The sequence below is a fragment of the Clostridia bacterium genome, from assembly GCA_026414765.1.
In the GTDB taxonomy this organism is placed as follows: Bacteria; Bacillota; Clostridia; order Acetivibrionales; family DSM-27016; genus SKW86.
This window is the reverse complement of sequence record JAOAIJ010000012.1, coordinates 61,403-86,971: the sequence shown is the minus strand read 5'-3', so window position 1 is coordinate 86,971 and position 25,569 is coordinate 61,403. Positions and strand designations below refer to the sequence as shown.

The following is a 25,569-nucleotide window of genomic DNA, read 5'->3' as shown; positions in this document are numbered from 1 at the left end:
TTAATTGTTTTTTAGTACTGCTCCCGTGCTTGCAGATTTTACAAGCTTGGAATAACGCCCAAGATACCCTTTTGTTATTTTAGGCTCAGGAGCCTTCCACTCTGCCAGTCTGGCCATCAATTCATCTTCTGATACTTCAACATTTAGCTTACCGGAAGGAATATCTATACTCACAATATCTCCCTCTCTGACCGCTGCAACAGGCCCTCCCTCCATTGCTTCAGGAGAAACATGTCCTATTGAAGCGCCGCGCGACGCACCGGAGAACCTCCCATCCGTAATCAACGCTACATCCTTGTCTAGGCCCATACCAGCTATTGCGGAAGTCGGCCCGAGCATTTCTCTCATTCCGGGTCCCCCCTTTGGTCCTTCGTAACGTATGATGATTACATCACCTTTTACTATTCTCCCGTTGTAAATCGCATCTATTGCTGCATCTTCAGAATCAAATACTCTTGCAGGCCCTTTGTGCACAAGCATTTCCTGCGCTACTGCAGACCTTTTAACAACAGCTCCTTCAGGTGCTATATTTCCACGCAGCACTGCTATTCCACCCGTAGTACTATATGGAGTATCAATATTTTTTATAACATCATAATCAAGCACTTTTACTTGCTTAATATTTTCACCAACCGTTTTACCTGTCGCTGTAATCAGGTCTAAATGAATAAGATCTTTCTTTGTCAATTCCTTAATTACCGCCTGAACACCGCCTGCCGCATACAAGTCCTGAATATGATGATGCCCTGCCGGTGATAGCTTGCAAAGATTAGGAACCTTTGCGCTTATTTCATTGATTATATCAAGGTTGATTTCTATGCCAACTTCATTAGCTATAGCTGGTAAATGCAAAACCGAGTTTGTAGAACATCCCAATGCCATATCAACAGTCAGTGCATTTCCAAATGCTTTCTGTGTCAATATATCTGAAGGCTTGATATCCTTTTCAACAAGTTCCATTATCTTCATTCCAGCAGTCTTTGCAAGACGGATTCTTTCAGCATAAACAGCGGGTATCGTTCCATTTCCCGGCAGTCCCATTCCAAGCACCTCTGTCAGGCAATTCATTGAATTTGCCGTAAACATGCCTGAGCATGACCCACAGCCAGGGCAAGCATAATCTTCCAGATCACACATCTCTTCTTCAGACATTTTTCCCGCCTTAACCGCACCTACTGCCTCCATCATACTATTAAAATCAAGTTGCCTGCCGTTATGGACAATAGACAGCATAGGTCCTCCACTTATAACTATAGACGGCACATTAATCCTCGCGGCTGCCATCAGCATACCCGGTACTATCTTGTCACAGTTGGGTATAAATACCATGCCATCAAAGCTATGCGCCAGTCCCATAGCTTCGCATGAATCAGCAATAAGTTCCCTGGTAGCAAGAGAATACTTCATTCCCATATGCCCCATTGCTATCCCGTCGCATACACCTATCGCACCGAATTCGACAGGTGTACCTCCAGCCATTCTAATTCCCGCTTTTACAGCTTCAGCTATTTTATCCAGGTTGATATGCCCCGGTACTATTTCACTTTTTGAGTTAACTACACCTATCAAGGGTCTCCTTATTTCCTCATCAGTATACCCCATCGCCTTAAAAAGCGACCTGTGCGGTGCTCTCTCAACACCCTTCTTTACAATATCACTTTTCATATTCAAGGCCTCGCTTTCTATATATAAAATAATTATTATCCCATTAAAATTATAGCCGGGATATCCCGGCTATTCATTTTTATTAATTTTACTACTTTTCTAATGTAAATGTCCAGTTTTTTAGGAAAAAAGTAAAAAACATTAAAATCACAATGTACCAATATAATTTTCGTTAATTATTAAACTAATAAAATTTTCAGTTTACATGTTTTCCATATGTGCTATAATATAAGCAGGGACGGTGACGCTTGTTGCCGTCAGGTTTTAAGACAAGGTATTTTTATTGAAACGGTTTTTTAATAGACCGTTTTTTTCTTTGTACTTTAGGCTGTGGCTGAAGCAGCGTATCTGCGATAATCCTCGCAAGTACAGCAACCCCTAATGGTATGATTATGTATTTTATACATAAAACAAAAGCATAGCCGATATTTGTATAAAATTCATCACTCATATCATCCACCTCCCTCCTTTATAGATTACCTCCAGCAACTATAACGTCACCGTCCCTATGTACGGGAATCCAAGGAAGGAGCCGTAAAATAGCAAACAACCCCTCTTTAACCCGATTTTCGGATAAACAACTGAAAATTCGAAATATGCCGTTGTTTACCCTAATACCATCCGCACTCTTGCTAAGGCAAATACTTTCTTATTGGGCACGGTGGTTTTATATTACCTATTTATTATAACCTATTATGTGGGACTCTACAACAAAATTGCGAACATTTGTTCTGTTTTGCTTACCAAAGATTCTCATGTTCCTTTCATGCCAAGCTTCGCGCTCTCTTCCTCAATATTTTTTTTATCAATTCTTTCAAAAAGTATTTCCGGCTGTCTAATTTCCTGCTGCGCCGGTATTTCAACATATTCCCACCAAGCTTTTCCGATTCCCAGAAATACTCGTATCTTATCGCAGGCAAATGGAATAAAGGGCGACAGAAGATTTGAAAGGTTTGCTATAATCTGTACGCAGTTATAAAGTGTTTCTTCACAGTGCGTGATGTTTTCCTTCACCTGCACCCAGGGCTGTCTCTCATCAAAATATTTATTTGCACTTCTGATAAATGTAAAAATCTGCTCAAGGGCATGCTTGAATTCACCATCTTCAATCTTTTTACCTACTTCCAGATAGAGCCTGTCAAGCTGGTCTGTTATTAGCGGATCAGACTTTGCTGCAGGCAGTTTACCTCCGAAAGATTTATGGATAAACACAAGTGTCCTATTTACTAAATTTCCGAATGCGCCTAGAAGTTCTGCATTATTTCTGTTCACAAACTCTCTCCATGAAAAATCAGCATCCCTTTTTTCCGGCCCATTGATGGTAAGATAATATCTTAGTGAGTCAGCGTTGTATTTTTCAATAATGTAAGGTACCCATATAGCCCAATTTCTGCTTGTCGAAAGCTTTTTCCCTTCTATTGTGAGGTACTCGCTGGATATTATCTTATCCGGCAAATGCAGGCCACCTACACCAAGAAGCAACGCCGGTAGTATCAGAGTATGAAATGGAATATTATCCTTCCCGTGAGTATAGTATGCAACAGTATTTTCGTTCCAGAATCTTTCCCAATCCATATTCTTTTCTCTGGCCCATTGCTTACTGACAGACAAATATCCACTCACAGCCTCTATCCATACATATATTTTCTTCCCTTCATAGCCTTCCAAAGGTACATCAATTCCCCATGGTAAATCCCTTGTAGCTGCTCTATCCTGAAGTCCTTCGCTCAGATATCTTTTAGAGAGTCCTATTGCATTCTCCCTCCATCCGGAAGCATTATCCACATAACTCTCCAAGCGCTTCTGAAACTCTGACAAAGCAAGGAAGAAGTGTTCTGTAGGCTTTGTAACAGGCTCCCCGCCACATAGTTTGCACCTCTTGTCGAGTAAATCACCGGGTTCAAGAATTGTTGAACAGAAATCACATTGATCTCCCTTTGCAGGCTTACTGCATCGCGGACAAGTCCCCTCTACGTACCTGTCGGGTAAAAACTGCCTGCATTTTTCGCAATAGAATTGCTCAATTATTCTTTTATAGATGAATCCTTTTTCCAGCAATGCAGAAAAGATATCCTTTACCACTTGATGGTGAAAAGGTTGATCGGTTCTTCCATATTTATCATAGGTAAATCCCAGCTTATCAAAGCAGTATTCGAATTCTTTATGATACCTCTCTGTTATTTCACCGGGAAGTACACCCTCCTGCACTGCACGTATGGATATTGGAGTACCGTGGCAATCGCTCCCTGAAACAAACAGTACATCATCACCTTTGAGTCTGAAATATCTTGCTAATATGTCTCCCGGCAGCAGAGCCGCAATTTGTCCCAAATGTAGTGAGCCGTTGGCATAAGGCCAGGCCCCTCCGATAAAAATGTTTCTCATAATAATCATCCTCCCTTTTTCTTGCCACGGGTTGAAAACCGTAGCTGCTAAAACACCAAATTCTCTGGAGCGGACTATATGTAGCCGGTCTAAACCAACCTGTTTTTCCGCCATAGTATCCATTCAACTAAAAACAAACTTCATTTTACAACAATAAAAAAACTCTCACCTCCTGGAAAATTCCAGGGGACGAGAGCATATTCACGTGGTACCACCCCAATTTATCAGCACTTCGCAGCACTGACCTCTTCAAGAACAAATCATTCTCTAGCACTATAACGGGTGCGGACATCCGGCACAGCCTAGCAGAATACTGTTCGGTGTGCAGCTCGGAGACCATGTTCGACAAACTATTCTTTACCCTTTTTCAGCTGCCGGGGCTCTCTGTAAAAGAAATCATCCATCTACTCTTTCTCTTCATAGCTTATTTTATTATAGAAATTATATTGCTATCCTATGCTGAAGTCAATAATAAGTTCTAACTTTCGAAATCCACTGAAGCAACAATATCCCGTACCGAAGCTATGTATTCCGCCACCTTTACGTGCTCAGGATGCACCTGGTATGCCTGCAAATCGTCTAGAGAATCAAATTTAGTGACCAATGCCAGATCATAAGACCTCTCGGAGTGCAACACATCCACTCCCACTTCTATATGTCGGAGCTGTGGTACCTTCCCGTCGAGTCCCGCAAGCACCTGTCTGGTTTTTTCTACATTTTCCGAGCTCCTATCTTTTAGCTTAAAAAAAACAATATGAGTAACCATTCAACATCTCCTTTTAATTTATTTCGAAAAAATACTTAATTTTATTTATTCGGGAACATAAAATTAACAATAATATTATGCTCATAAAAGTACTTTGCAATGACTGAGCTGTCTATAGCCTGATAAATTGCCTGAAATTTGGGGGATGTCTGAAACAACATAACCACAGCACATACTATGTAAATAGTAAGTAAACCCTCTACAGCACCTAATGCAAAACCTCCAAGTTTATCAACCTGCTTGAAAATAGGAAGTTTCGCAATTCCCTGCAAGATAAACCTCAAGAATATCAATCCAATTCTGATCAATACATACAGAAGGATCAAGCTTACAATATCAATAACCATACCGGTAAGGCTGTCACTGACTTTTCTGGCTATAAAGTCCAAATCTACAAGTTTAGAAGGATCCGGCATCTTTTCTATAAGGTTTTCTTTAAGGAAACCGGGAAGATGAAAATTCTCTATTATTGTATCAGCGGCAGCTTTCTTAACTTCACCATTTACTTTTGGTACCTGGCTTTGCTGCTGAAGCAAAAGGCTTTTATATATTTTATTCCAGATACTGTCATGAAGCGCTGTATTCATAAGAATTTTAGACACGAAAGGATAAAATTTAATAGCTACGATGGCTGAAACAAAGAACGAGGCCAGTCTGAAAACAGACATAATAAATCCCTTAGCCAATCCGACAATCCCAAAGCCCGCTATCAAGGCTAGTACTACCCAATCACTCCAATTCATAAGTGCCCCCCTGAATTTTAATTTATCCTTGTTACAACGATATTATTTTTGGATATCACAGCAACCTCATCTTTATTGAAGAACTGAACCTCTAATATATCTATTTTTGAGCTATATTTCCCAATCAATTTCCCTTTTGTATTTGCAAAGTATATTTCTCTCCCTGAATTTACCGCTATTGTGCTTCCATAAGTTTCAATACCGTAAACATCTCCATCAACAGAAAATTCTTTTGCACTCTCCCCTGCTGTGTTAATTATCTTAACCTCTGTTTTTTCTCCACTGAACATGCCACTGGAACCATTCCCCTTTGCAGCTATTACTATAAGCTTGCCCAGTGATGAGTTTGAACTGTATACTTTGTCAAATTGCAGCCTCCACTTGATTTTCTTTTCTTCATCAATACATACTGCCGCAGAATCTCCTACAGCCACTATAGAATTATTATTCATTGGCCATATGAATGGAAAAATTGCATTAATCTCTTTGAGTTTTCCGGTAACTTTGCCTGCCATGCTTATAAACTCAAACTGGGTATCTGCACTGACACCTGATGTATCTAAAGTATTTACTGCTACACCATCACACGAGGGTAATACCTTAGCCGAGAGTATATGGTTTTCCCCTTTTGTTGATGTAAAAATCCAGTTTCCATGAGGGTCATAAACTTCAACAGCACCCTTATAGCCCCTATACTCCTTAACTATAGCAACGTACCCTTTTTCATTAATATCGGCATTAATTATATTACTGTCAACTTTCTGCTCCCACTTGATTTCCTTACCGTTTATGACATAAAAATAACGCCCGTTCAGGTCTGCTATCAGAAGGTATGAGTCTCCTACTTTTATTAAGGGGTTACTGATCTGTATTGATTTTGACCATAGCACTTCACCTTTTTTGTTCAGGCACATGACATTATCTTTAGTGCATTTTATTATGGAATCCTTATAAATACTATATACAGGATGCTCCTTATAGTCATACTCGATCTGTCCAATCAGCTTTTCTACGGCACTCTTCCCACCTTTGTCCGAAAAAACAGTGCTGATAAGCTCTTTTATGCTCAAATCACCTATATTCTCATTCTTACTCTTTAAGTAGACCGCAAAAGCTATTGTAACAACTACCAGCAAAAGCAGAAAAAAACTTACAGCACCAATCTTGCTTCCTGCTTGTCCTGTACTGGGTTCTTTTTCTGGAAACTCCACTATTTTCACCCCGGTTTATCATTGGTTTGTACTTAAATATTTTAACATATGAATTTAAACATAACACTATTTATTTATTACGTTTTTTAAATAAATGTATAGGTCTAAGGCGTAAATTCTGTGCAAGTATTACTATCACCACAAAAAGCCCGATATAACCAAACAGTGGGTATACTGTTGAAATAAGATTTGAAAAACCAAAGCCGGAGAGTGGTATTGCCAATATGCATACTACCACTACCAAAAACTTCTTATTGATATTTACTTTGCCGCTGAGCCTGTCAATAAATCCATAGCCGGATGTAACCGCCGATACGAACATAGCAAGCAGCAAAATTGCCGAGTAAAAGCCATTTAACGCATTTCCGTATTTTTCTGTTATACTTAGTACAGGCAATTCTTTCGATATGGAGTCGGGGTTAAATATATAAATAGCAGCATTGATTAAAAAGGCTATGAAGCAAAGAGACAACCCTCCAACTATTCCTCCCGCCTTTCCGGTTTTCCTGGTCTTTAGCTGCGGGAGCATTCCACACATGACAACAATGGAAATGATACTGTTGTACCCGACATATATCAGTGCGGAAAAAAACCAGTTCTTTGTTACACTGGAAAAAGCACTATGTATATTAAACACCGGATTATCCTTATAAAGAATTATAAAAAGCCCTACAAACAATATCCCCAAAATCAATACCGGTGTTAATACCGTGCTAAGCGTAACAATACCTTTTATGTCAGAAAGAATAATTATCACGCATATTACTGACGCCAGAATTACCCCGGACCTAAACTGGATGCCTAGTTTTTCTACAAGCACACTTGATACACCTGCCATCATAATGCAAAAAACTGAAAGCATAAATAATGAGACAGCTATTTCTATTACCCATCCCAAAAACCATCCTACAGAAGGAAATAACAATTCTTCATAATTCCTTATCCGCTCCGTATATACCTTATCAAGCACAACATAGCCTATTAAGGCAAAAAGAATACCTGCAACCATAATCCCGTAAAACCCGCCCTCGTAATAACTGGAAAAAAATTGTACTATCTCCTGCCCTGAAGCAAAACCTGCTCCGATTATGGTTGCTACATATATACTTGCAACTTTTAGTATACTTCTGTTTTCACCCTTCATAAAATCTACCCCTATGCCTGAACTCCTAATATAATTCTATGTAGGCATGTGGGCTTTGATAACTAATTAATACTGAAGGCGGCACCGCTAGATAAAAAATAACAGCTCCTGGGAGCTGTTATTTATTGCGTATATCCTATTTTTTATTTATTGCTTCCATCAATTTTTTGTAAGAATCCCTTACTCCTTCAGGCTCATCAAAAGTCTTCTTAGCTACAACAAGGTTTGTGTACTTACCGTTTCTGAATACATAGTAACTTTTATCATCCTTCGGTATAAACTCAACTTTCATTACACCGGGTTCCTTCTTCAGATGATACGTAATAGTGATTTCGGGTTTCCCCAAAGGAACTTTGCCAGTTTCCAATTCATCAAATTCTATACCGATAAGTGCCTGATAGTACTTCCTGAATGGCTGTTCATCATTTTCATCCTTCATAGATGCATCCTTGCCATTCACAGTAAATTTGTCGGTATCCTTTTCCTTTCCTTCAGCGCTGGCCTGAACATCGCATACTGTGGTCTGCCCATCAATATCGACAACAATCTGCTTAACATCCCATATGCTTGTCATATACACAAAGATTTCAACAACCTCTTTAAGAGGCTTGTCAAGGAAGTTAAACAATGACGACTGTATAGAAAACACTGAGTTTTTTCCATCAAGTCTGGCATAGAAGCTGCCCGTCTCATTATCCAATTTACCTAACAGAACCTTTGTTTTTCCACCCTTGGTTGTTTCCAGCTCCAGTGCGTAGGTTGGGTTTTTCAGACCATACTTATCAAGGTCTGCTGCATTATCTTCAACAAAATCTGAAATAGTAGCATTAATAGTAGCTTCCATCATGGGTCCCAGACCGTTTTCATCTGCGTTGCCTTCTATAGGCGCTGTAAGTTTCCATTCGGGACTTTTTTCATCTCCGGCTTTCTTGGAAGCAAAAACAACCTTACCTGCCTTTTCCATGCTGAATGCCGTTATATCTTCTACAGTACCCTGAAATAATTTCTTGTCCCTGATAGAATTTTTGGGTTTTAGGAACTTGTCCCCTGTATAGGATCCTATAGTATAAACCTTGTCACTATCTTTCAGTCTTACATAATAGCCGTCTTTGAGAGGAGTCTGATTACCCAGTTCAAAGACTTTTACAGTTCCATCACCAGCCTTGACACTGACAATTACACTGGGACTGCTCAGTCCATATTTGCTCAGGTCTGCAGCCTTCTCCTCTACTACCTTATCAGCCTTCAAGGATGCAGCATCAGAAACCAGGCCTTCTAAAAGAGTTTTGTCAGTTTTTATATCTCCGGCTTGTACGAGTACCCATTCTTTATCCTTTTTTTCCAACACCAGTTTACCGTCTTTACCTTCGATCGTAATCTCCTTAGCTTTTTCCGAGCCTATATTAATGATTTCTATTTCCTTAGTCTCTGTAGTACCGGCTTGTGCAGTATCACTGCTGCCCTCTTTATTTTTCAGTATCACATATGCACCTATTAATAACCCTAATACTACCACAAGGATAATAGCATTCCTATAAAGTTTCATTACAGATGCCTCCTCCTAAGCCATACGAAGGTACCAAGTCCAAGTATAAGCAACGGGAATATAACTAATACCACAACAGCTGATATATTTGACTGTGCAGCAGTCATCTCAAGTTTCTGAGAATCGTATGTTTTTGGCTGTATCATAGTGTCATCCTTGATTTCAGACATCCAGTTTATAGAATTCAGGAAGAATAGCATCCCCCCCTGTATCCCCTGGCTGAATACTGAATCACTCATATATAAGCTGTTACCCATTACGATGATTTTACTTGTTTTGGCATTGCCTTTATTCTCTACTGCAACAGCTAAATCCAAAGGTCCTTGAAGGTTTTCGCCCTGCGACTTGTCAATAAGTTCTCCTTCTGCCTTCTTACTTGACTTAATAAGTGAAGTAGTAGTAATATATTCCTTCTGGTTCTTTAATACATTGATACTTCTTGCTTTTGGCATAAGCATAACCAGGTTTTCAGGTCCGATATTAGAAGTGATGGCATTTGACTGAACATCTGGAACTATTGCAGTTGCATCACCTTTGATATGTCTGTCGGCGTCATTTTCTTTTACCTTGTCATAGTTCAATGCCACATTAAAATCACTCAATATGCTGTCAAACTGAGTAAATTGCCCGGCTTTTTCCACCGGATCTATCATAAAAATTGCTTTTCCGCCATTTTTAAGGTATTCCCTAACTTTATCAGCCTCTGGAGTTGCCAGGTCGCTCTTCGGTGATAGTGCTATCAGTATTTCTGCATCCTCAGGAACCTTTTCACTTGTGATAAGGTTCAAAGACTTCACTTCAAAGTTGTTCATCTCTATATACTGCCTTGCTGTGCTGTACTCACTGTTAAAATCCGCCTCATTATGGCCTTCCATGAAATAGACAGTAGGAGTTTTTTCGGCAGTAACATACTTGATTGCACTGGTAAATGCCTGTTCAGCTTTTGTTCCTACCTTACTCTGGCTGTAGTCCTGGTTCATCTGGTATTCAAAAAGGTCATAGGTTGATATAACCTTCATCTTTTTGCCGCTCTTAACTACAAAATCATTTCTTGAAATCTTCTTAACATTTTCAGGATCAAGGTCACTTATTAGACCGGGATTCTTATCCGGGTCCTTATATTGAATATCAATATTTTCATACTTTTCATACTGTTTCAAAAGTTCAGTTATTTCCTTATACTCAGTCACCTTTTCATCATCAAACAAACCCAATACGGTTACTTCTGTTTTCAGACCTTTAAGTATGTCTTTTGTAGTATCACTGACTGAAAATAGTTTATTTGGCGTTAAGTCAAGCTTTAAATCCGCCATTCCAACAAGTACGTTAACAAATACTGCAATGGCAACTACTATTGCAATAAGTATTAAAGAATTTGATCCGTACCTGAGACTCCTGCTTTGCAAAAGGTTTTTAAAAAATCCCTTATTATTCTCCATTTTTATCACCCCTGACTCCAGCGTCTTTTATCTATTATTCTTATAGTCAAAAACAAAAATACGGCTATAAAGCTTATATAGTATACTATAGGACTTAGTTTCAGGATGCCCTTGCTGAAATCATCAAATCTTGACAGAATTGAGAACCAGCTTAGGATCTTAGCCGGTATACCCCCGACAAAGCTTGCAACACCATCAACAAGCCACATTATCAATAAACTTACAAAGCCTACCACAGCAGATATTACCTGGTTTTCAGTCAGAGAAGATGCAAAGACACCTACCGCAACCATAGCTGCACCAAGGAGTATAAAACCGATATATCCTCCTATCAAAGGGGGCACATCAGGCTTCCCAAAAGAAAACAATATTATCTGATATATAAAAGTCAAACCCACCATTGCCAAAAATACAACCAAACTTGCAAGATACTTCCCGACTACTATACCTGTCAGACTGGAAGGTGAAGTTACTAAAAGTACTTCAGTACCGTTCTTTCTATCTTCTGCAAGAATTCTCATGGTTAAAATCGGTATAATAAACAATAACAGTACCGTCATATTTGAGAGGTTCCAGTTGAAATCTGCCATCTGCGCACCAAGATTTGATAAAAAGAATATGGAAGACAGCAGTATGAAGAAACCTGCCAGAACATAAGCTACAGGTGAATAAAAATACGCTTTAACTTCTCTTTTAAATATGGCCAGCATATTATCCAACCTCCTTTTCTTCAGTCGTTAACTGCAGGAATATATCCTCAAGTGTCATATCCATCGATTTCAATTCAATAATAGGATAGCCGGCTTTAGCCATTGCAAAGAACAGTGGGCGCCTTATATCAAGCTCCTTATCCGACTCTACAACATAGCTGACAACATCCTTTTCCTTTTCAATATGTGCTTCTACATACTTAACACCATAGATTTCCCTAATATAGCCCTCAACTGAACTCTTAGGACCTGCAACTGTAACTGAAAGCTTTGAAGCTGACCCAAATCCTTTTGAAAGATTCTCAGGAGTGTCTATTGCAACAATCTGTCCTTTATTTATAATAACTACACGCTCACAAACCGCACTTACTTCAGGAAGTATGTGTGAACTTAGTATAATTGTGTGTTCCTTGCCGAGAGCTTTTATAAGCTTCCTTATTTCTATAATCTGTTTTGGATCGAGACCTACTGTAGGCTCGTCCAATATAAGAACTTCAGGACTTCCGACAAGTGACTGCGCCAGACCCACCCTCTGCTTGTAACCCTTTGAAAGGTTTTTGATAAGCCTGTCCTTTACATGGGTGATTTTAGTCAACTCCATTATGTCGTTTAGCTGATTCCTCTTCAGTTTTTTGTCAACCATTTTCAAATCACATACGAAATTCAGATAATCCTTAACAGTCATATCCACATAAAGAGGTGGATGTTCAGGTAAATACCCTATACGTTTTTTTACTTCCTTAGGATTTTCCATGATATCATAGCCACATACCTTTACAGTACCTGAACTGGAAGGCATAAACCCTGTAATCATGTTCATAGTCGTAGATTTTCCTGCACCATTGGGACCTAGAAAGCCAAGAATCTCACCTTTTTCGACTGTAAAATTTATATTGTTTACAGCCTTGATTTGACCATAATTCTTAGTCAAATTTTGTATCTCTATCATCCTCTTCCCCCCTGCTTTTTGTTGAACTTTCGAAGATATCCAACACCATAATGAAAACCTTATACTCCGCCATACAAAAGCTTCTACCGGAAATCCGGCAGAATACAAGTCATAGTTCAAAATACAAGTACCGCATAACCATTATGATAAATAGATTTTAATAAATTATGAACAATTTGTAACAATATAGCACAGTCAATTATATAGGTTTTTGTACTGCATTTCAAGCGTGATTAATTTATACCGCCTATAACACTCAAACAACGTCTTTGAGCCGCTTGCGGCTGTAAAAATACAGAAGTATTGTCCCCAGTGCAATGCCAAGAGAATCCACCCCTATGTCAAAAATCCTCATAGCACGCCCAGGTACAAAAAACTGATGAATCTCGTCGCTTATGGCATATGCTACAGAAAAAACCATTGATAGCGCTAGGGTTTGTCCGAGTCTTTTATAACTTTTCAATGCATTAAAAAAAAGACAGCCTAATACCATGTATTCAAAAAAATGTGCAGATTTTCTTATAAAGCCGTCTTTTACTGCCAGACTGCCTTCCCCAAAAACACCTGTAAAAAATCTATTCAACCATAGTGTAATATACCCGCTTTCCTGAGCAGACTGAACAGCAGGTTTTCCCGACTGATAAAAAATCATGCTGCACCACAATATGACCAAGAACCACCATACCAGCTTTTTTTTCATAATAGTCTCCATAAGTTTTTATTTATTATAGCATATAAGCCTTCTTATTATAACGTATTATGCTAGTTGATTGTTTACTATTTGGTAAGTTTATATTTTCCTTTATTCACATACTATTCCCTTCTGATCAGGACTGCTAATTTTAAAAACCTTCCTGTATACAATCTCAAGATACCTTCTTCCTGCTCATAATATATTTTGACAGGTCAAATAAAAACGCTGTTACCAGAGACAGAAAAATCCCCGGAGCTGTACTCATCAATACTACTATATAAACTATACCTATATAATTGCTATAAAAAAGTATAGTCATAACAATACAGAATACAATTGCCGACAAGCATATAAAGGCAGCAGGCAGATACTTGTATATCTTCCTTTTGGCAAATAAACCGAGAATTATTGTAGTTGATACCGAAAAAAGTCCAACTACCGTAATAATTAGAAATGCAAGATTTCCTGACATGGCAGTATACCCCCTATCATTAATATTTCCATCCTCGAAAAACAGTTCACTCCTCTGGATAATAAATTCTCCGTATACTGCTAAATTCCTCCATAATCTTGATCTAAACTGTATTATGACGCATAGATAAAAGGGACCTGCCAGGCAGATCCCTTTTAAACTCCCCTATCTCAGTCTTTTATCTCTGAAAAAACTGGATACAACAGGTCCCACCAGTGAGAAACCCATTACCAGGATCCACTCATTGAGGGAGAGTCCTACAGTCTTGAATACCCCCTGCAGAAAGGGTATGTAAATTACACCCAATATCATTATGAGAGATATTATCACGGATAATACAAGTGCTATATTGTTAAACAATGGTATTTCAAAAATACTCTTTCTTTCGGATTTGCATTCAAATACATGTATCAACTGGGTCATAACAAGTGTAAGAAATGCTCCGGTTCTTGCTGTTTCTATATCTGCAGTAAAATACATGATGCTCATGAAAACAGCGAGAGTACTCAGTCCGATGACAATCCCCCTGAGCAATATGAGGTTCAGAAGTCCATTAGAGAAAATATGCTCCTTTGCCCCCCTTGGCGGTCTCATCATTATATCTTTCTCAGGCGGATCCAGCCCAAGAGCAATAGCAGGCAAGCCGTCAGTCACCAGGTTCACCCACAGTATCTGGATAGGCAGGAGGGGCAAAGGCAGTCCAATCAGCATACCGAGAAACATGGTCAAAACCTCACCTATATTACATGCCAGCATATACCTGATAAATTTCCTTATATTATTGTAAATCACTCTTCCTTCCTCAATCGCTGCCACTATAGTTGCAAAATTATCATCCATAAGTATCATCGAAGAAGCTTCCTTTGTAACATCTGTTCCTGTTATGCCCATGGAAACACCTATATCCGCTTCCTTAACCGCCGGAGCATCATTAACCCCGTCACCTGTCATGGCAACAATATGTCCCAGCTTTTTTAAGGCTTTGACAATCATTAATTTATGTTTTGGTGAAACCCTCGCGTATACCGATACTTCCTCCGCCAATTTTCCAAGCCTGTTTTCATCTAGCTGTTCCAGCTCAGCACCTGTAAGTACTTTATCCCCGTCGGAATAAATACGCAATTCCTTTGCTATGGCAGTTGCAGTTATCTTATGGTCCCCTGTAATCATAACAGGTTTTATACCTGCCATTTTGCACTTTTGGACTGCTTCTATTACTTCTTTCCTTGGAGGATCAATCATTCCCACAAGCCCTACAAATATTAGATCCCGATCTGCACCGCTCTGTTTGTAACTTCCGTAATCCAACCTCCTGTATGCTACTCCCAATACCCTTAAAGCTTCACCCGCCATACTGTCATTAACCTTCAAAATACTCCTTCTTAATATTGGGTTTAGCTCAATTATCCCATTTGCTGTCATCATTTTGGTGCATTTTTCTATAATTACATCAGGAGCACCTTTTGTAAAGGCAAAAGTCTCTTTATTCTTATTGCAAATCACTGTCATATATTTTCTATCAGAATCAAAAGGAATTTCATCTACTCTGAAGTAAATACTTTCAAGGGCATCGACAGTTAAGCCTGCTTTCCCTGCCGCCACAAGAAGAGCTCCTTCAGTCGGGTCACCATTTGTTTCCCATCTCTCACTCCTTGAAACTATTGATTTCAGCTTAGTGAAAGCTCCCCCATCTCTGACGTTTGTTTTTAAAAGTTTGGCATTATTACATACAGCTCCTATCTCCAAGGCAAGTTTCAGGGCATTTGATTTTTGCGGATTGATCTCTTTTCCGTTCACAGTAAAACTTCCATCAAAGTTAAAGCCGCTCCCTTTGACTTCTACCATGCTTTCAGCAACATAAATTTTTCTTACAGTCATTTTGTTTTCCGTAAGAGTCCCTGTCTTATCTGAGCAGATAACACTTGCACAACCTAATGTTTCAACAGCCGGGAGCTTTCTGATAAGTGCATTCCTTTTCAACATCCTCTGAACCCCTAAAGCCAGTGCAATAGTTACAATAGCAGGCAGGCCCTCAGGAACTGCGGCCACCGCAAGACTTATTCCGGACAGCAGCATTGTGAACAATTCAAGTCCTCTCAAAATCCCGGTAACAGAAACAATTGCACATATTAACAAACAACCGTATACTATGAATTTTCCAAGGCTGTCAAGCCTTCTTTGCAAGGGAGTCTGCTCATCCTCTATATTCTGTATAAGATCAGCAATTCTCCCCATCTCTGTGAACATCCCTGTAGCATTGACTATTGCCTTTCCCCTTCCACTTGTAACTATAGTGCCCATATATACTGAGCTTCCTTTATCGCTTTCTGTGTCATTTCTTTTTGCAGATGCACCAACATGCTTTTCTACAGGCAAAGATTCCCCTGTAAGAAGCGCCTCATCGAGCTGCAAACTGTTCGCTTCTATCAATGTAGCATCAGCAGGTACCCTGTCTCCTGTCTCAAGTACTACTAAATCTCCCGGTACAATCTGCTCAGCAGGAATATCTAGAAGTTCGCCGTCTCTTATAACCCTTGCAGTAGGCGCTGCCAGCCCTTTTAATGCTTCCATAGTTTTTTCGGTCTTGTATTCCTGTACAAAGCCTAAAACAGCATTTACTACAACTATAGCTATTATGGTAATAGCTTCGGTCATTTCTCCCATAAAAGCTGAGATAACCGTACAAGCCAACAGAATTATAACCATAAAATCACTGAACTGCTCAAAGAAAATCTTAAAAGCAGAAATTTTCTTTTTTTCAGAAAGTGTATTAGGCCCGTATTTCTCGTATTTCTGCCGCGCCTCCTTTTCAGTTAGACCAGCATATTTTTTTTGCTTTTGGCTAGTACTTTTCAACGCACTCTCAATGACACCCAATGTACATCGCTCCTTTTTCCACTCCTATAGATTCCGGACCACATAAGCCCTGTCATGCCTGTCAGGCATTACCGGGTCTCAGGTAATCCTGTCCGTTTTTGGCAACTGATTCTGAAGCAAACTACAGAATTGCAATTCATCCCTTATATAACTATTCAATTTTTATAGAATTATAACAGGTTGTCATACTTGCCTGACTGAATATATACATAAGTATGCTTTACAGGATTTTACAGCAAGCAGTGCTTTCAATCCGTTCTAAACCGGAGTTTGGACTAATATAATAGCTTAAGAAGCTTTGTCTTACGGTGATTTTATTGTATAATAAAAAAATTCTGGTATTGGTATCGCGTAATGGTAGGAAAATACTGATTTTACTTACAGTGATAGTTATAGTAGTCATTATTGTGAATGCAGTAATTTTTGCCAACTATAACGATAAATTGCTGGAAAACAAAATTATTATCATAGATCCGGGGCATGGTGGAGTTGATGGGGGTACAACGGATTATTCAGTCTTTTTTGAAAAGGACATTAACCTTAATATAGCACAAAAGCTTAAGGAAGAATTGGTTTCAGAAAATGCAATAGTAGAGCTGACAAGGGACGGCGACTATTCCCTTGATGATAGAAACAATTCAAGCACCAGCAGGCATAAAAGAGATCTGATTTCCCGTGTCAGTCAGTTCAACAGCGGCAAATATGATATTTTTATAAGTTTGCATGTAAACCGTTCGTCAAATAAAAAAGCCATTGGTCCTATTATACTTTATTCTGCGAAAATTCCGTCAACAGAACTGCTTGCCGGTTGTATGCAAGATAGTCTCAATGAATACATCAAAAAAGCCTTAGGTGTTAGTGTCAGACATAATGCAGTAAGGTCTGATTACTATATTCTTGTCAATTCCAATATACCCGGTGTAATTGTTGAGACAGGATTCATATCAAATCCTAAAGAGAAGTTATTGCTTATGAACGAGGGTAATCAGTCAAAACTGGTTAAGTACATAAAGTATGGTATCAAGGATTATCTCAAGAGTATCCACGATATTAACGCTAGTAGCCGGGAAGATCAATTTCCACAGGACAGTTTGCCTGAGGGTGAAGAGAGATTTCCTTCAAACACAGGTAATGATATTTACGTGGCAGATAAACAAAATCTGTCCCGTTAAACTGAGCCTGATATATTTAACAGCATATCCGTACAGAATATAGCGGCTGTTAACACCCTATTCTTCATATACTTTATATATACCTTCCACACTGTGCAGGTCACTAATAACATTCTTACTGCCAAGCTTGGAGGGAATTTTTGCAAGGATTTTTATTGAGAGATTTTTTTCATTTTCTTCGTTTATGAATTCTATCCTTTTTACGGGTATTCCATTTTTATCAAATATGCTGCTTATAGCAGCAATCTGCCCCGGCTTGTCCATTGATTGTATATGTATTGCCCTATATGCGCTGTTTTTCGAGAAGCTGTCTTCCATCTTTTTAAGCATGATCAGAGTAATATAAATCAGTACTGTAGCAATAACCGCCCCCTCATAAAAACCTATACCTGCCGCAATTCCAACGCATGATACAGCCCAAAGACTTGCTGCGGTTGTCAGTCCTTTGACACTAAACCCCTCACGTATTATTGTACCCGCACCAAGAAATCCGATTCCACTGATTACCTGTGCCCCAAGACGAGCCGGATCGATATTTGTCTGGTTATGATATGATCTGAAAATATACTCTGATGTTACCATTACCAATGCAGAGCCTACGCACACCAGAATATGGGTTCTAAAACCTGCCGGCCTGTTGGTATGCTCTCTTTCATAGCCTATGATTCCGCCTAAAACACATGAAAGTACAAGCTTAAATATCAGATTTAAATGAAAACTAAGCGGCTCGATGGTAAATAAATCAGAAAAAGCCATAATCAGCACCTCGCTAGTATATATTAAAATATACTTCAGTTGGTAAAGTATGATAGGAAATGAGCAGATGGTTAAGCCCTGTTTCTCCTCATTTAATGTTTAATCTTTACATATAGTATAACAGTATTTGCTGCAAAAACAAATAGAACAGGCATTTTACCTGTTCATTTTATCAAAATATCTTGCTTAGAAAGCTTGAAATTTTCAATTTGGAATCCTGGAAAAATTCTACTATTTTGAATTTTACTTTTATAGGAATATCCTCTTCATCATCTACTGATGTGATAATATTATATTCTTCCTCAGTCAGTACATTTTTAAGATCCTGCTTCACTGATTCCGATACTGTGCCGTGAGTTGCATCAACAAAGCATAATGGAGGGAATAACACACACCACCAGTTTGCTCCTTCACCTTTTCCTATTACTACTCTCAATGCCTGATAATTCCCTGCCGGGAGGGTTATGTCGCCATATACCTTTGTTGGAAAAGGATAGCACCCAAGCATCGTTTTTACACTATAATCCTTACCCTGTCTCTGTATTTCGCTGCTTGCCAGCTCGTTTATTTCTGTCATATTGCTATTTATAATAAACTTTGTTTGTTCAATATCTTTAGAACCTTTTAGCTTATCTTCCATATATTTCACTATGACATCCCGCACATCTCTCTTTAGTGCCTGGTCTGCTTCGCTATCGCTGTTTGCTATAACATGAAGCCTTATAAGGTTATCTGCAAGCCCCTCATTTACTTCATTTGAATAGGTGTTCAAAATAAGTCCTGTAATAATAATTAAAGCCAGTACTAAGGCTACGCCGGTCTTAAACTTTATGTTATTCCTTGGATTATTCCCGAATTCTTTTATCAGCAACAAAACCCTACTCATAATAAATCCCCCACATTATCCGCATTTTATCTGTAGTATCAAAAAATATTAATCTTAAAACTTTATACTATTGTTATAATTATTATCAAACTTTTGAGGATTTATACTATACATAAAATATTTTCAATAAAAAAGAGAGTATATATTTATATACCCTCTCTACTAATATGAATTTATTTACATTTATTTTTCTCTAAAGCTGCTCCAATGAAGCCTTTAAACAAAGGATGCGGTCTGTTTGGCCTGGATTTGAACTCCGGATGGAACTGTACGCCCACATACCACGGATGATCAGGCAGCTCAACTATCTCTACCAGTTTCTCACTCGGGGACAACCCTGAAAGCACTATTCCTTTTTGCGTTAATATTTCTCTGAACTCATTGTTGAACTCATACCTGTGCCTGTGTCTTTCGTAGATAAGTTCATCCTGATACAGCTCAAACGCTTTGGAATTTTCTTTGATCTTACATGGATAAAGCCCCAGTCTCATTGTTCCACCTTTTTCATCTATATCCCTCTGTTCAGGCATAAGATCAATCACTGGATATTTGGTTTCGCTGTTAAACTCTGAGCTGTTTGCACCCTTCAGACCTACTATATTTCTTGCAAATTCAATTACAGCCATTTGCATGCCAAGGCATATTCCGAAATAAGGTATTTTGTTTTCACGTGCATATTTTGCAGCAAGAATCTTCCCTTCTATTCCTCTGTCACCGAAGCCTCCTGGTACAAGAATACCATCTACCTTATACAAGTAGTTCTTAACATTTTCCTCACTTATATGCTCGGAATTGACCCATTTGATCCTTACATCCGCATTATTTGCTATGCCACCGTGTTTCAGGGATTCTACAATACTGAGATATGCATCATGAAGCTCTACATATTTTCCAACCAGAGCTATGGTAACCACTTCTGCAAGATTCTTCTGTTTTTCTACCATATCCTGCCATTCTCTAAGGTCTGGGTTATTGCACTCAAGATGCAGCTTGTTGCAGACTATACCCGCAAGACCTTCTTTTTCTAGCATAAGAGGCACTTCATAGAGTATCTCTGCATCCATATTCTGAATTACCCATTCACCCGGTATGTTGCAGAACAACCCTATCTTGTCCTTTAAATCTTTCGAGAGATGCTTTTCTGTACGACAGACTATAATATCAGGTTGTATACCTATACTCCTAAGCTCTTTTACACTGTGCTGAGTAGGTTTTGTCTTAAGCTCGCCGGATTTGCCCAGAAAAGGAACCAGTGTAACATGAATATACAGTACATTATCTCTGCCTACTTCTGTTGCCACCTGCCTTATTGCCTCTAAAAACGGTAGGCTTTCTATATCTCCTACCGTACCTCCGATTTCTGTTATAACCACGTCGGTGTGATCTGATTTTCCTACTCTATATATCCTGTCTTTGATCTCGTTTGTTATATGAGGAATAACCTGGACAGTACCCCCTAGAAAATCCCCTTTTCTTTCCTTGCTGATTATTGACCAGTATATTTTCCCTGTTGTAACATTGCTGTTTTTGCTTAAATTTTCGTCAATAAACCTTTCGTAATGACCGAGGTCCAAATCTGTTTCTGCACCGTCATCAGTGACAAAAACCTCTCCATGCTGATACGGACTCATTGTTCCGGGGTCTACATTTATATATGGGTCGAATTTCTGGATTGTTACACGTAAACCTCTCGATTTCAAAAGTCGCCCAAGGGATGCAGCAGTAATTCCTTTCCCTAAACCGGAAACAACCCCTCCGGTTACGAATATGTACTTGACAGGCATTTATTTTATCCTCCTAAAATAGATTCAGCCATTTCCTTAATAAAGAAACGGCCATAGCTGTATACAGCTAAGCTGCTTGCAGCTTACTAGTTAAAAACACATAAGCCTATTATATTTAACAAAGTAAGTACTAAATAATTTTAGAATGACTTCACTATAAGATATAAATAAAATCACTATTTAAAAACACACCTTTTATTTTATATTCGACACATTTCGGTGTCAATAGAAAAAGCAATTAATTTAGTTGTATTTTTTGTTAAGCCGGCAATTGAGGTCAGCCTATAAGCCTTATTCCCCTTAAGCTATAATCAGTCTGTGCATCGCTCAATTCCCCCTGTGTTAATGTTTTAATACTTGTAACAGGCATAGTTTACACACCGGCTTTTGCTTTTATTTCTCCTTTATTATATCCTAAAACCCTGGCAAAAAAATACCTCCCGGGGTCTAACCCATTCTTTGCCAAATATTCATCCGCCACTCCGACTGCATTTCCCGGATTGAGCGATAATTCCCAAGCCCCTGCCAGCGCTGCTAACTCTGCTGTATTTGAAATCCTGCTTTTTTCACTTGCCACAATCCCCACATCAACAGCAACAGATGCAAAACCTATTATTACATCAATGCTTGCATTTTACCTTTACAAAAATAAAGGCAGCCTTTTAACTGCCTTTACGGTACATACCTACTTATTCAAAACCTCTACTGCTTTCCCATACTGTTTATCCAGACTTGACCGTAGCTTATCAAGCTCTGCGTTAAGCCATTTCTGAGTAGCCGTATCAAGTCTGTCGGAAGGCTTTCCACCCTTGGACTTCTGGAACTTCCTTATAGCCTCACAGGTTTTTTTGTCAAGTATGGAATCCGCCTCATCAACATTATAACCCAGAAGGTTAAGTATGGTCTCCGCGTAAAAAACATCAACACTTGATTCGTTTAATCCCGGAGTTTTAGCCATTTTCAGCTTCTGTACGCTACCAATATAGATCCCCTTTGACGGCGCCGGGTCAGGAACAGTAATATCAGGGGTCAGTCCCTTGAGGTCGATCATCCTGCCCTTAGGTGTTGTATATACACCCGTAGTGATTTTTGAATACCCTATTATCTCATCCTCTAAAGGTGTAATCCCATACTCGTTTACAAGCTGATATACATCCACCAGTTTGACCCCCAATTCAGCTTCATACTTCTCGAATGCTTCAGGTGTCAAAATAGGTATCAGATTCTGGACTTTTGCCTTACCAAAGGTTTTGGTTCCTATCAAAGTACCTGCTTTTGTATCCTGCACAGCTCCTGCAAATATCTCGGAGGCACTGGCACTGCCGCCGTTCACCAAAACCGCCAGCTTATATTTCGTTTTTTCAAGATAAGAATTATACTCTATATCCGAATATCCTTCAGACTTGTAATCCAGCTTTGTTATCAATCCTTTGGGCACGAATTTCCTGGCTATGGCAACAGCAACATCAACATATCCTCCCGGATTGTTTCTCAAATCCAATACTACCTTTGTTACTTTTGCCTTATCTATTTTATCCAACACTTCTGTCATGGCATTATCGGCATTTATTCCAAAGGATGAAAGCTGGATATACGCTATACCGTTCCTGATTTCATATTCAACGGGACTTATATTTACCTGACCGACTGTCGCCTGAATTTTTACAGCTTTGTTTTTCAGCCCTCTTTGTACCTGAAGTATTACCTTTTTACCTGCAGGCCCTTTTATTAGTTCGGCAGTCTCTTTGGTAGTAGCTCCTATGATACTTTTGCCATTCACGGATACAATCCTGTCCCCCGGAAAGATTCCTGCCTTTTCCGCCGGAGAACCAGGAAAAACCTTTTCAACCATTATATACTTGCCACTGACTTTCATCACTATACCTAATCCGAAAAAGCTGCCTTCCAGACCTGTATAAAAGCTTTCCGCTTCATCATTGGTCATATACTGGGTATACTGGTCCATGGTGCCAAACATTCCCTTCAATGCACCCTCTATCAGTTGATCATCAGTTATTTCCCCCCTGTATTTCTCTTTAATCATATCCATAATACTTTTCAGATACTCCACATCTCTATCAGTGGCAGACGATGAGTCGCTTTCTGCGAAAACCGACTGTGACAATAATATGCATATAATGATGAATACTGCTATAAACGACCTTCTGAACTTGTTTTTCATAAAATGATCCCCTTTGGATATCAGATAATTATCAAAATTTTAGCAAACATACAATAATTCTAACACATAATGTTATCTGTACCTTTAAAAATATGTTACAAAATTAAGGGGCTGCTGCAAAATCAACTGTGTGAGTTTAGTTTTGTAACAGCCCTATAGTACTAATAATTTTTACTTAACAATCTTCTTCTTTTCTAGGAATAGCATTACTGCGTATAATACAAGTAGTACAAATGAAATTGCAGTAGAAGTATCATAAGCCTTTTTGAATAAGTCTTTCGTCCAATTGCCTTCCCCAATAATCCAGTATGCAAGATTATTTGTAATAGCAATTCCATCATTTACAGGTGGCGTTATTAAGTTCACAATGTAATTATTGGATAGAGCAATAGTTGATATTACTGAAATAATTAAGCCGATTAGAACAATTTTTGAATATTCCTTTGGCTCCTGTGACCTCCTAAAAATCAGAAAAGCATATCCAATAAGTATTACACCAGCAATTATAATAAATAACAAATATATCACCCCTTGTGCTTGAGTAAAGCGAGTTTATGTACTCTTGGAACAAAACCGGCAATAAGAACCGACTAGTCACATGTTAAGTTAGTAATTCACTATACGCTCCCGGTAATCTTTTTTTATACCATTCTGCATGTACTCGATAAACTTTGTGAACATTATGGAAACCTTTGCTTTTGTCAGCTTCTGTGAAGGATTCAGATAGCCTCTTGTATCCGCTTCCACCAATCCTATCTTCTCCGCTACATAGATAGCTTTTTTTGCATGGGAAGGTATTTTATCATTATCCTTGAATGTAGTTACAGGTTCGGGATTAGGCGCCATACTTTCCAGCCCCAAGGCTCTGATTAAGATTGTAACTGCATCTGAAACCGTTAAGTATCCGTTTGGAGAAAAATTATTATTACCGACTCCACCCATCAATCCTCTCTTATATGCGCTATCTATCTGATTGAAATATAAATTGTCCACCGAAACATCATTGAAGGGTGACTCAATTTTTTTGTTTTTATCCGTTTTCTTTGCTGTTTTACTTACCATGGCAGGATCCACAGGTACTTCCTTAGCCGCTTCCGTTATTGCAGCAGCAAATTCTGCTCTTGATATATACTGTTCCGGTTTAAAGGTGCTGTCGTTTCCCCTGAACACTTCAAGGCTGTACAGCAATTTGACATAATTTTCTGCCCAGTGTCCTCTGAGGTGATTGACATTAGGAATTCCCAATCTTGTCTGAACCGGAAATGATTCGATCTTTAGACTGTTATCCGTGTCTATCATTGTATCTGTAGAAACCCCATTCTGATCAAACTCGGGAAGCTTGCAGCTGTATTCCATTATGCCTTCATTATGCTGTTTCTGTATATACCCGCCCTTAAAGCTTATCTGATTAGGTATACTCTCAACGAACTCCACCTCTTTTGTTGTTGTGGAGGACAACTTGATGCTGGCAGTCCCTCCCCAGACATCATTTATATCTCCCTTTTTCTGCTCATTCAGAATAGTATAATCAATTATCTGGGCTTCAGTAGTCCCCCAATACTGGTCATAACCATAAAATTCACCTGTTTCCTCTACAATCACCTTTCCGCTTCCCGATGCGGTGCCTGTACCCATTTGATAGGTTTTCCTCCCCCACAGGTTACCTGCGTAATAATTTATGGCAGGCTTGGGATCGATAAGGTTGGTTCGCGAAAAATCATAATTTTTCAAAGTATAAGTAGCGTTTTTGATTTTAATTGTCTCGGAAGGAATTCTGGCTAAGCTTGTTTCTTCCACAGTCTGCCCGTTTTCCTTTTTCAGCAGCTTTGTGCTCAAAATCATTACTCTTGTTAGTGTCGCTGCTTTATCGGTATTTTTCAGGTTATAAGTATAGGTTGTAGTCAGGACTTCCTGCTTTGCTGTACTCTTATTATCCTGCTTCAAGGATTTTTTTATTAAGACGGTTCCCTTTAAGACAATAGGTTCACCACTGATAAAACATACCTCTTGATAGTCAAACAGAGCCTTATTGGGAGCTTCCCCCGACGAAATCCCCCCCTCATAGCCACTGTCACCCATTCTCGCAGAAACGGAAGAAGGAACAATCATACTGAAGCATATGATAATGCATAAAACAATTCTTATTTTGACAGACATTTAAATACCCCCATTGTTTCTTTATCTGTTC

At 38.9% G+C, this 25,569-nt stretch carries 22 protein-coding genes and 1 other annotated feature; of the genes, 1 reads left to right on the top strand and 21 read right to left on the bottom strand.

The features are described from left to right. The 14 genes from ilvD to N3I35_03205 form a co-directional block, all read right to left on the bottom strand. Positions 1 to 1,665, bottom strand: a complete 1,665-nt coding sequence (gene ilvD / locus N3I35_03270) for a dihydroxy-acid dehydratase (GenBank protein MCX8129104.1) — start codon at positions 1,663 to 1,665, stop codon at positions 1 to 3. Between the two features lie 280 nt (positions 1,666 to 1,945). Further along, positions 1,946 to 2,116 (bottom strand): hypothetical protein, encoded by a 171-nt coding sequence (locus tag N3I35_03265; GenBank protein MCX8129103.1) that lies wholly within the window; start codon positions 2,114 to 2,116, stop codon positions 1,946 to 1,948. Between the two features lie 302 nt (positions 2,117 to 2,418). After that, positions 2,419 to 4,050 carry a methionine--tRNA ligase gene (gene metG / locus N3I35_03260; GenBank protein ID MCX8129102.1) on the bottom strand — a complete coding sequence of 544 codons (1,632 nt, stop codon included), beginning with the start codon at positions 4,048 to 4,050 and terminating at the stop codon, positions 2,419 to 2,421. Between the two features lie 182 nt (positions 4,051 to 4,232). Further along, positions 4,233 to 4,480, bottom strand: a binding site (T-box leader). 48 nt (positions 4,481 to 4,528) lie between these two features. Next, complete coding sequence (locus N3I35_03255) at positions 4,529 to 4,816, bottom strand: Dabb family protein (GenBank protein MCX8129101.1); 288 nt, start codon at positions 4,814 to 4,816, stop codon at positions 4,529 to 4,531. A 41-nt stretch (positions 4,817 to 4,857) separates the two neighbouring features. Beyond that, positions 4,858 to 5,559 (bottom strand): CvpA family protein, encoded by a 702-nt coding sequence (locus tag N3I35_03250; protein MCX8129100.1) that lies wholly within the window; start codon positions 5,557 to 5,559, stop codon positions 4,858 to 4,860. Between the two features lie 17 nt (positions 5,560 to 5,576). Beyond that, positions 5,577 to 6,770, bottom strand: a complete 1,194-nt coding sequence (locus tag N3I35_03245) for a DUF5711 family protein (GenBank protein MCX8129099.1) — start codon at positions 6,768 to 6,770, stop codon at positions 5,577 to 5,579. Between the two features lie 70 nt (positions 6,771 to 6,840). Beyond that, positions 6,841 to 7,914: a hypothetical protein gene (locus tag N3I35_03240; GenBank protein MCX8129098.1), complete on the bottom strand. Its 1,074-nt coding sequence runs from the start codon at positions 7,912 to 7,914 to the stop codon at positions 6,841 to 6,843. 136 nt (positions 7,915 to 8,050) lie between these two features. Beyond that, positions 8,051 to 9,460, bottom strand: a complete 1,410-nt coding sequence (locus tag N3I35_03235; protein ID MCX8129097.1) for a DUF4340 domain-containing protein — start codon at positions 9,458 to 9,460, stop codon at positions 8,051 to 8,053. Further along, entirely contained in the window at positions 9,460 to 10,899 is a 1,440-nt protein-coding gene (locus N3I35_03230; protein ID MCX8129096.1) for a Gldg family protein, read from the bottom strand. The genes N3I35_03235 and N3I35_03230 overlap by 1 nt, the downstream gene beginning before the upstream one ends. 5 nt (positions 10,900 to 10,904) lie before the next feature. Continuing rightward, positions 10,905 to 11,609 (bottom strand): ABC transporter permease, encoded by a 705-nt coding sequence (locus N3I35_03225; GenBank protein MCX8129095.1) that lies wholly within the window; start codon positions 11,607 to 11,609, stop codon positions 10,905 to 10,907. Between the two features lies 1 nt (position 11,610). After that, a complete protein-coding gene (locus N3I35_03220) occupies positions 11,611 to 12,558 on the bottom strand; it encodes an ABC transporter ATP-binding protein (GenBank protein MCX8129094.1) in 948 nt (315 codons plus the stop codon). A gap of 256 nt (positions 12,559 to 12,814) precedes the next feature. Beyond that, the gene (locus N3I35_03215) at positions 12,815 to 13,258 is read right to left on the bottom strand and encodes a VanZ family protein (protein ID MCX8129093.1); all 444 of its coding nucleotides are present in this window, start codon (positions 13,256 to 13,258) and stop codon (positions 12,815 to 12,817) included. 166 nt (positions 13,259 to 13,424) lie between these two features. Beyond that, entirely contained in the window at positions 13,425 to 13,724 is a 300-nt protein-coding gene (locus N3I35_03210) for a hypothetical protein (GenBank protein ID MCX8129092.1), read from the bottom strand. A 165-nt stretch (positions 13,725 to 13,889) separates the two neighbouring features. Continuing rightward, a complete protein-coding gene (locus tag N3I35_03205) occupies positions 13,890 to 16,601 on the bottom strand; it encodes a calcium-translocating P-type ATPase, SERCA-type (protein MCX8129091.1) in 2,712 nt (903 codons plus the stop codon). A gap of 317 nt (positions 16,602 to 16,918) precedes the next feature. On the opposite strand from N3I35_03205, the gene N3I35_03200 reads away from it, so the two are divergent. After that, entirely contained in the window at positions 16,919 to 17,773 is an 855-nt protein-coding gene (locus N3I35_03200; GenBank protein MCX8129090.1) for an N-acetylmuramoyl-L-alanine amidase, read from the top strand. Between the two features lie 57 nt (positions 17,774 to 17,830). Here the strand turns inward: N3I35_03200 and N3I35_03195 are convergent, their stop codons facing one another. The 7 genes from N3I35_03195 to N3I35_03165 form a co-directional block, all read right to left on the bottom strand. Next, a complete protein-coding gene (locus N3I35_03195) occupies positions 17,831 to 18,529 on the bottom strand; it encodes an MgtC/SapB family protein (GenBank protein MCX8129089.1) in 699 nt (232 codons plus the stop codon). Between the two features lie 172 nt (positions 18,530 to 18,701). Continuing rightward, positions 18,702 to 19,415 (bottom strand): stage II sporulation protein R, encoded by a 714-nt coding sequence (gene spoIIR, locus N3I35_03190; GenBank protein ID MCX8129088.1) that lies wholly within the window; start codon positions 19,413 to 19,415, stop codon positions 18,702 to 18,704. 173 nt (positions 19,416 to 19,588) lie between these two features. Continuing rightward, positions 19,589 to 21,199, bottom strand: coding sequence for a CTP synthase (locus N3I35_03185; GenBank protein ID MCX8129087.1), 1,611 nt, complete (start codon positions 21,197 to 21,199; stop codon positions 19,589 to 19,591). A gap of 373 nt (positions 21,200 to 21,572) precedes the next feature. Beyond that, positions 21,573 to 21,812 (bottom strand): pilus assembly protein TadG-related protein, encoded by a 240-nt coding sequence (locus N3I35_03180; protein ID MCX8129086.1) that lies wholly within the window; start codon positions 21,810 to 21,812, stop codon positions 21,573 to 21,575. Between the two features lie 72 nt (positions 21,813 to 21,884). Beyond that, complete coding sequence (locus N3I35_03175; protein ID MCX8129085.1) at positions 21,885 to 23,381, bottom strand: S41 family peptidase; 1,497 nt, start codon at positions 23,379 to 23,381, stop codon at positions 21,885 to 21,887. Between the two features lie 171 nt (positions 23,382 to 23,552). Continuing rightward, positions 23,553 to 23,900, bottom strand: a complete 348-nt coding sequence (locus N3I35_03170; GenBank protein MCX8129084.1) for a hypothetical protein — start codon at positions 23,898 to 23,900, stop codon at positions 23,553 to 23,555. Between the two features lie 87 nt (positions 23,901 to 23,987). Beyond that, positions 23,988 to 25,538 (bottom strand): S-layer homology domain-containing protein, encoded by a 1,551-nt coding sequence (locus tag N3I35_03165; GenBank protein MCX8129083.1) that lies wholly within the window; start codon positions 25,536 to 25,538, stop codon positions 23,988 to 23,990. Between the last annotated feature and the right edge of the window lie 31 nt (positions 25,539 to 25,569).

Bases quoted from the DNA above. Each gene is read 5' to 3' on its own strand.
- N3I35_03220 (MCX8129094.1), bottom strand. From the start codon at position 12,558: ATGATAGAGATACAAAATTTGACTAAGAATTATGGTCAAATCAAGGCT.
- N3I35_03195 (MCX8129089.1), bottom strand. From the start codon at position 18,529: ATGGCTTTTTCTGATTTATTTACCATCGAGCCGCTTAGTTTTCATTTA.
- N3I35_03225 (MCX8129095.1), bottom strand. From the start codon at position 11,609: ATGCTGGCCATATTTAAAAGAGAAGTTAAAGCGTATTTTTATTCACCT.
- N3I35_03175 (MCX8129085.1), bottom strand. From the start codon at position 23,381: ATGAAAAACAAGTTCAGAAGGTCGTTTATAGCAGTATTCATCATTATA.
- N3I35_03265 (MCX8129103.1), bottom strand. From the start codon at position 2,116: ATGAGTGATGAATTTTATACAAATATCGGCTATGCTTTTGTTTTATGT.
- N3I35_03230 (MCX8129096.1), bottom strand. From the start codon at position 10,899: ATGGAGAATAATAAGGGATTTTTTAAAAACCTTTTGCAAAGCAGGAGT.
- N3I35_03250 (MCX8129100.1), bottom strand. From the start codon at position 5,559: ATGAATTGGAGTGATTGGGTAGTACTAGCCTTGATAGCGGGCTTTGGG.
- N3I35_03210 (MCX8129092.1), bottom strand. From the start codon at position 13,724: ATGTCAGGAAATCTTGCATTTCTAATTATTACGGTAGTTGGACTTTTT.
- ilvD (MCX8129104.1), bottom strand. From the start codon at position 1,665: ATGAAAAGTGATATTGTAAAGAAGGGTGTTGAGAGAGCACCGCACAGG.
- N3I35_03235 (MCX8129097.1), bottom strand. From the start codon at position 9,460: ATGAAACTTTATAGGAATGCTATTATCCTTGTGGTAGTATTAGGGTTA.
- spoIIR (MCX8129088.1), bottom strand. From the start codon at position 19,415: ATGAGTAGGGTTTTGTTGCTGATAAAAGAATTCGGGAATAATCCAAGG.
- N3I35_03165 (MCX8129083.1), bottom strand. From the start codon at position 25,538: ATGTCTGTCAAAATAAGAATTGTTTTATGCATTATCATATGCTTCAGT.
- N3I35_03240 (MCX8129098.1), bottom strand. From the start codon at position 7,914: ATGAAGGGTGAAAACAGAAGTATACTAAAAGTTGCAAGTATATATGTA.
- N3I35_03185 (MCX8129087.1), bottom strand. From the start codon at position 21,199: ATGCCTGTCAAGTACATATTCGTAACCGGAGGGGTTGTTTCCGGTTTA.
- metG (MCX8129102.1), bottom strand. From the start codon at position 4,050: ATGAGAAACATTTTTATCGGAGGGGCCTGGCCTTATGCCAACGGCTCA.
- N3I35_03255 (MCX8129101.1), bottom strand. From the start codon at position 4,816: ATGGTTACTCATATTGTTTTTTTTAAGCTAAAAGATAGGAGCTCGGAA.
- N3I35_03215 (MCX8129093.1), bottom strand. From the start codon at position 13,258: ATGAAAAAAAAGCTGGTATGGTGGTTCTTGGTCATATTGTGGTGCAGC.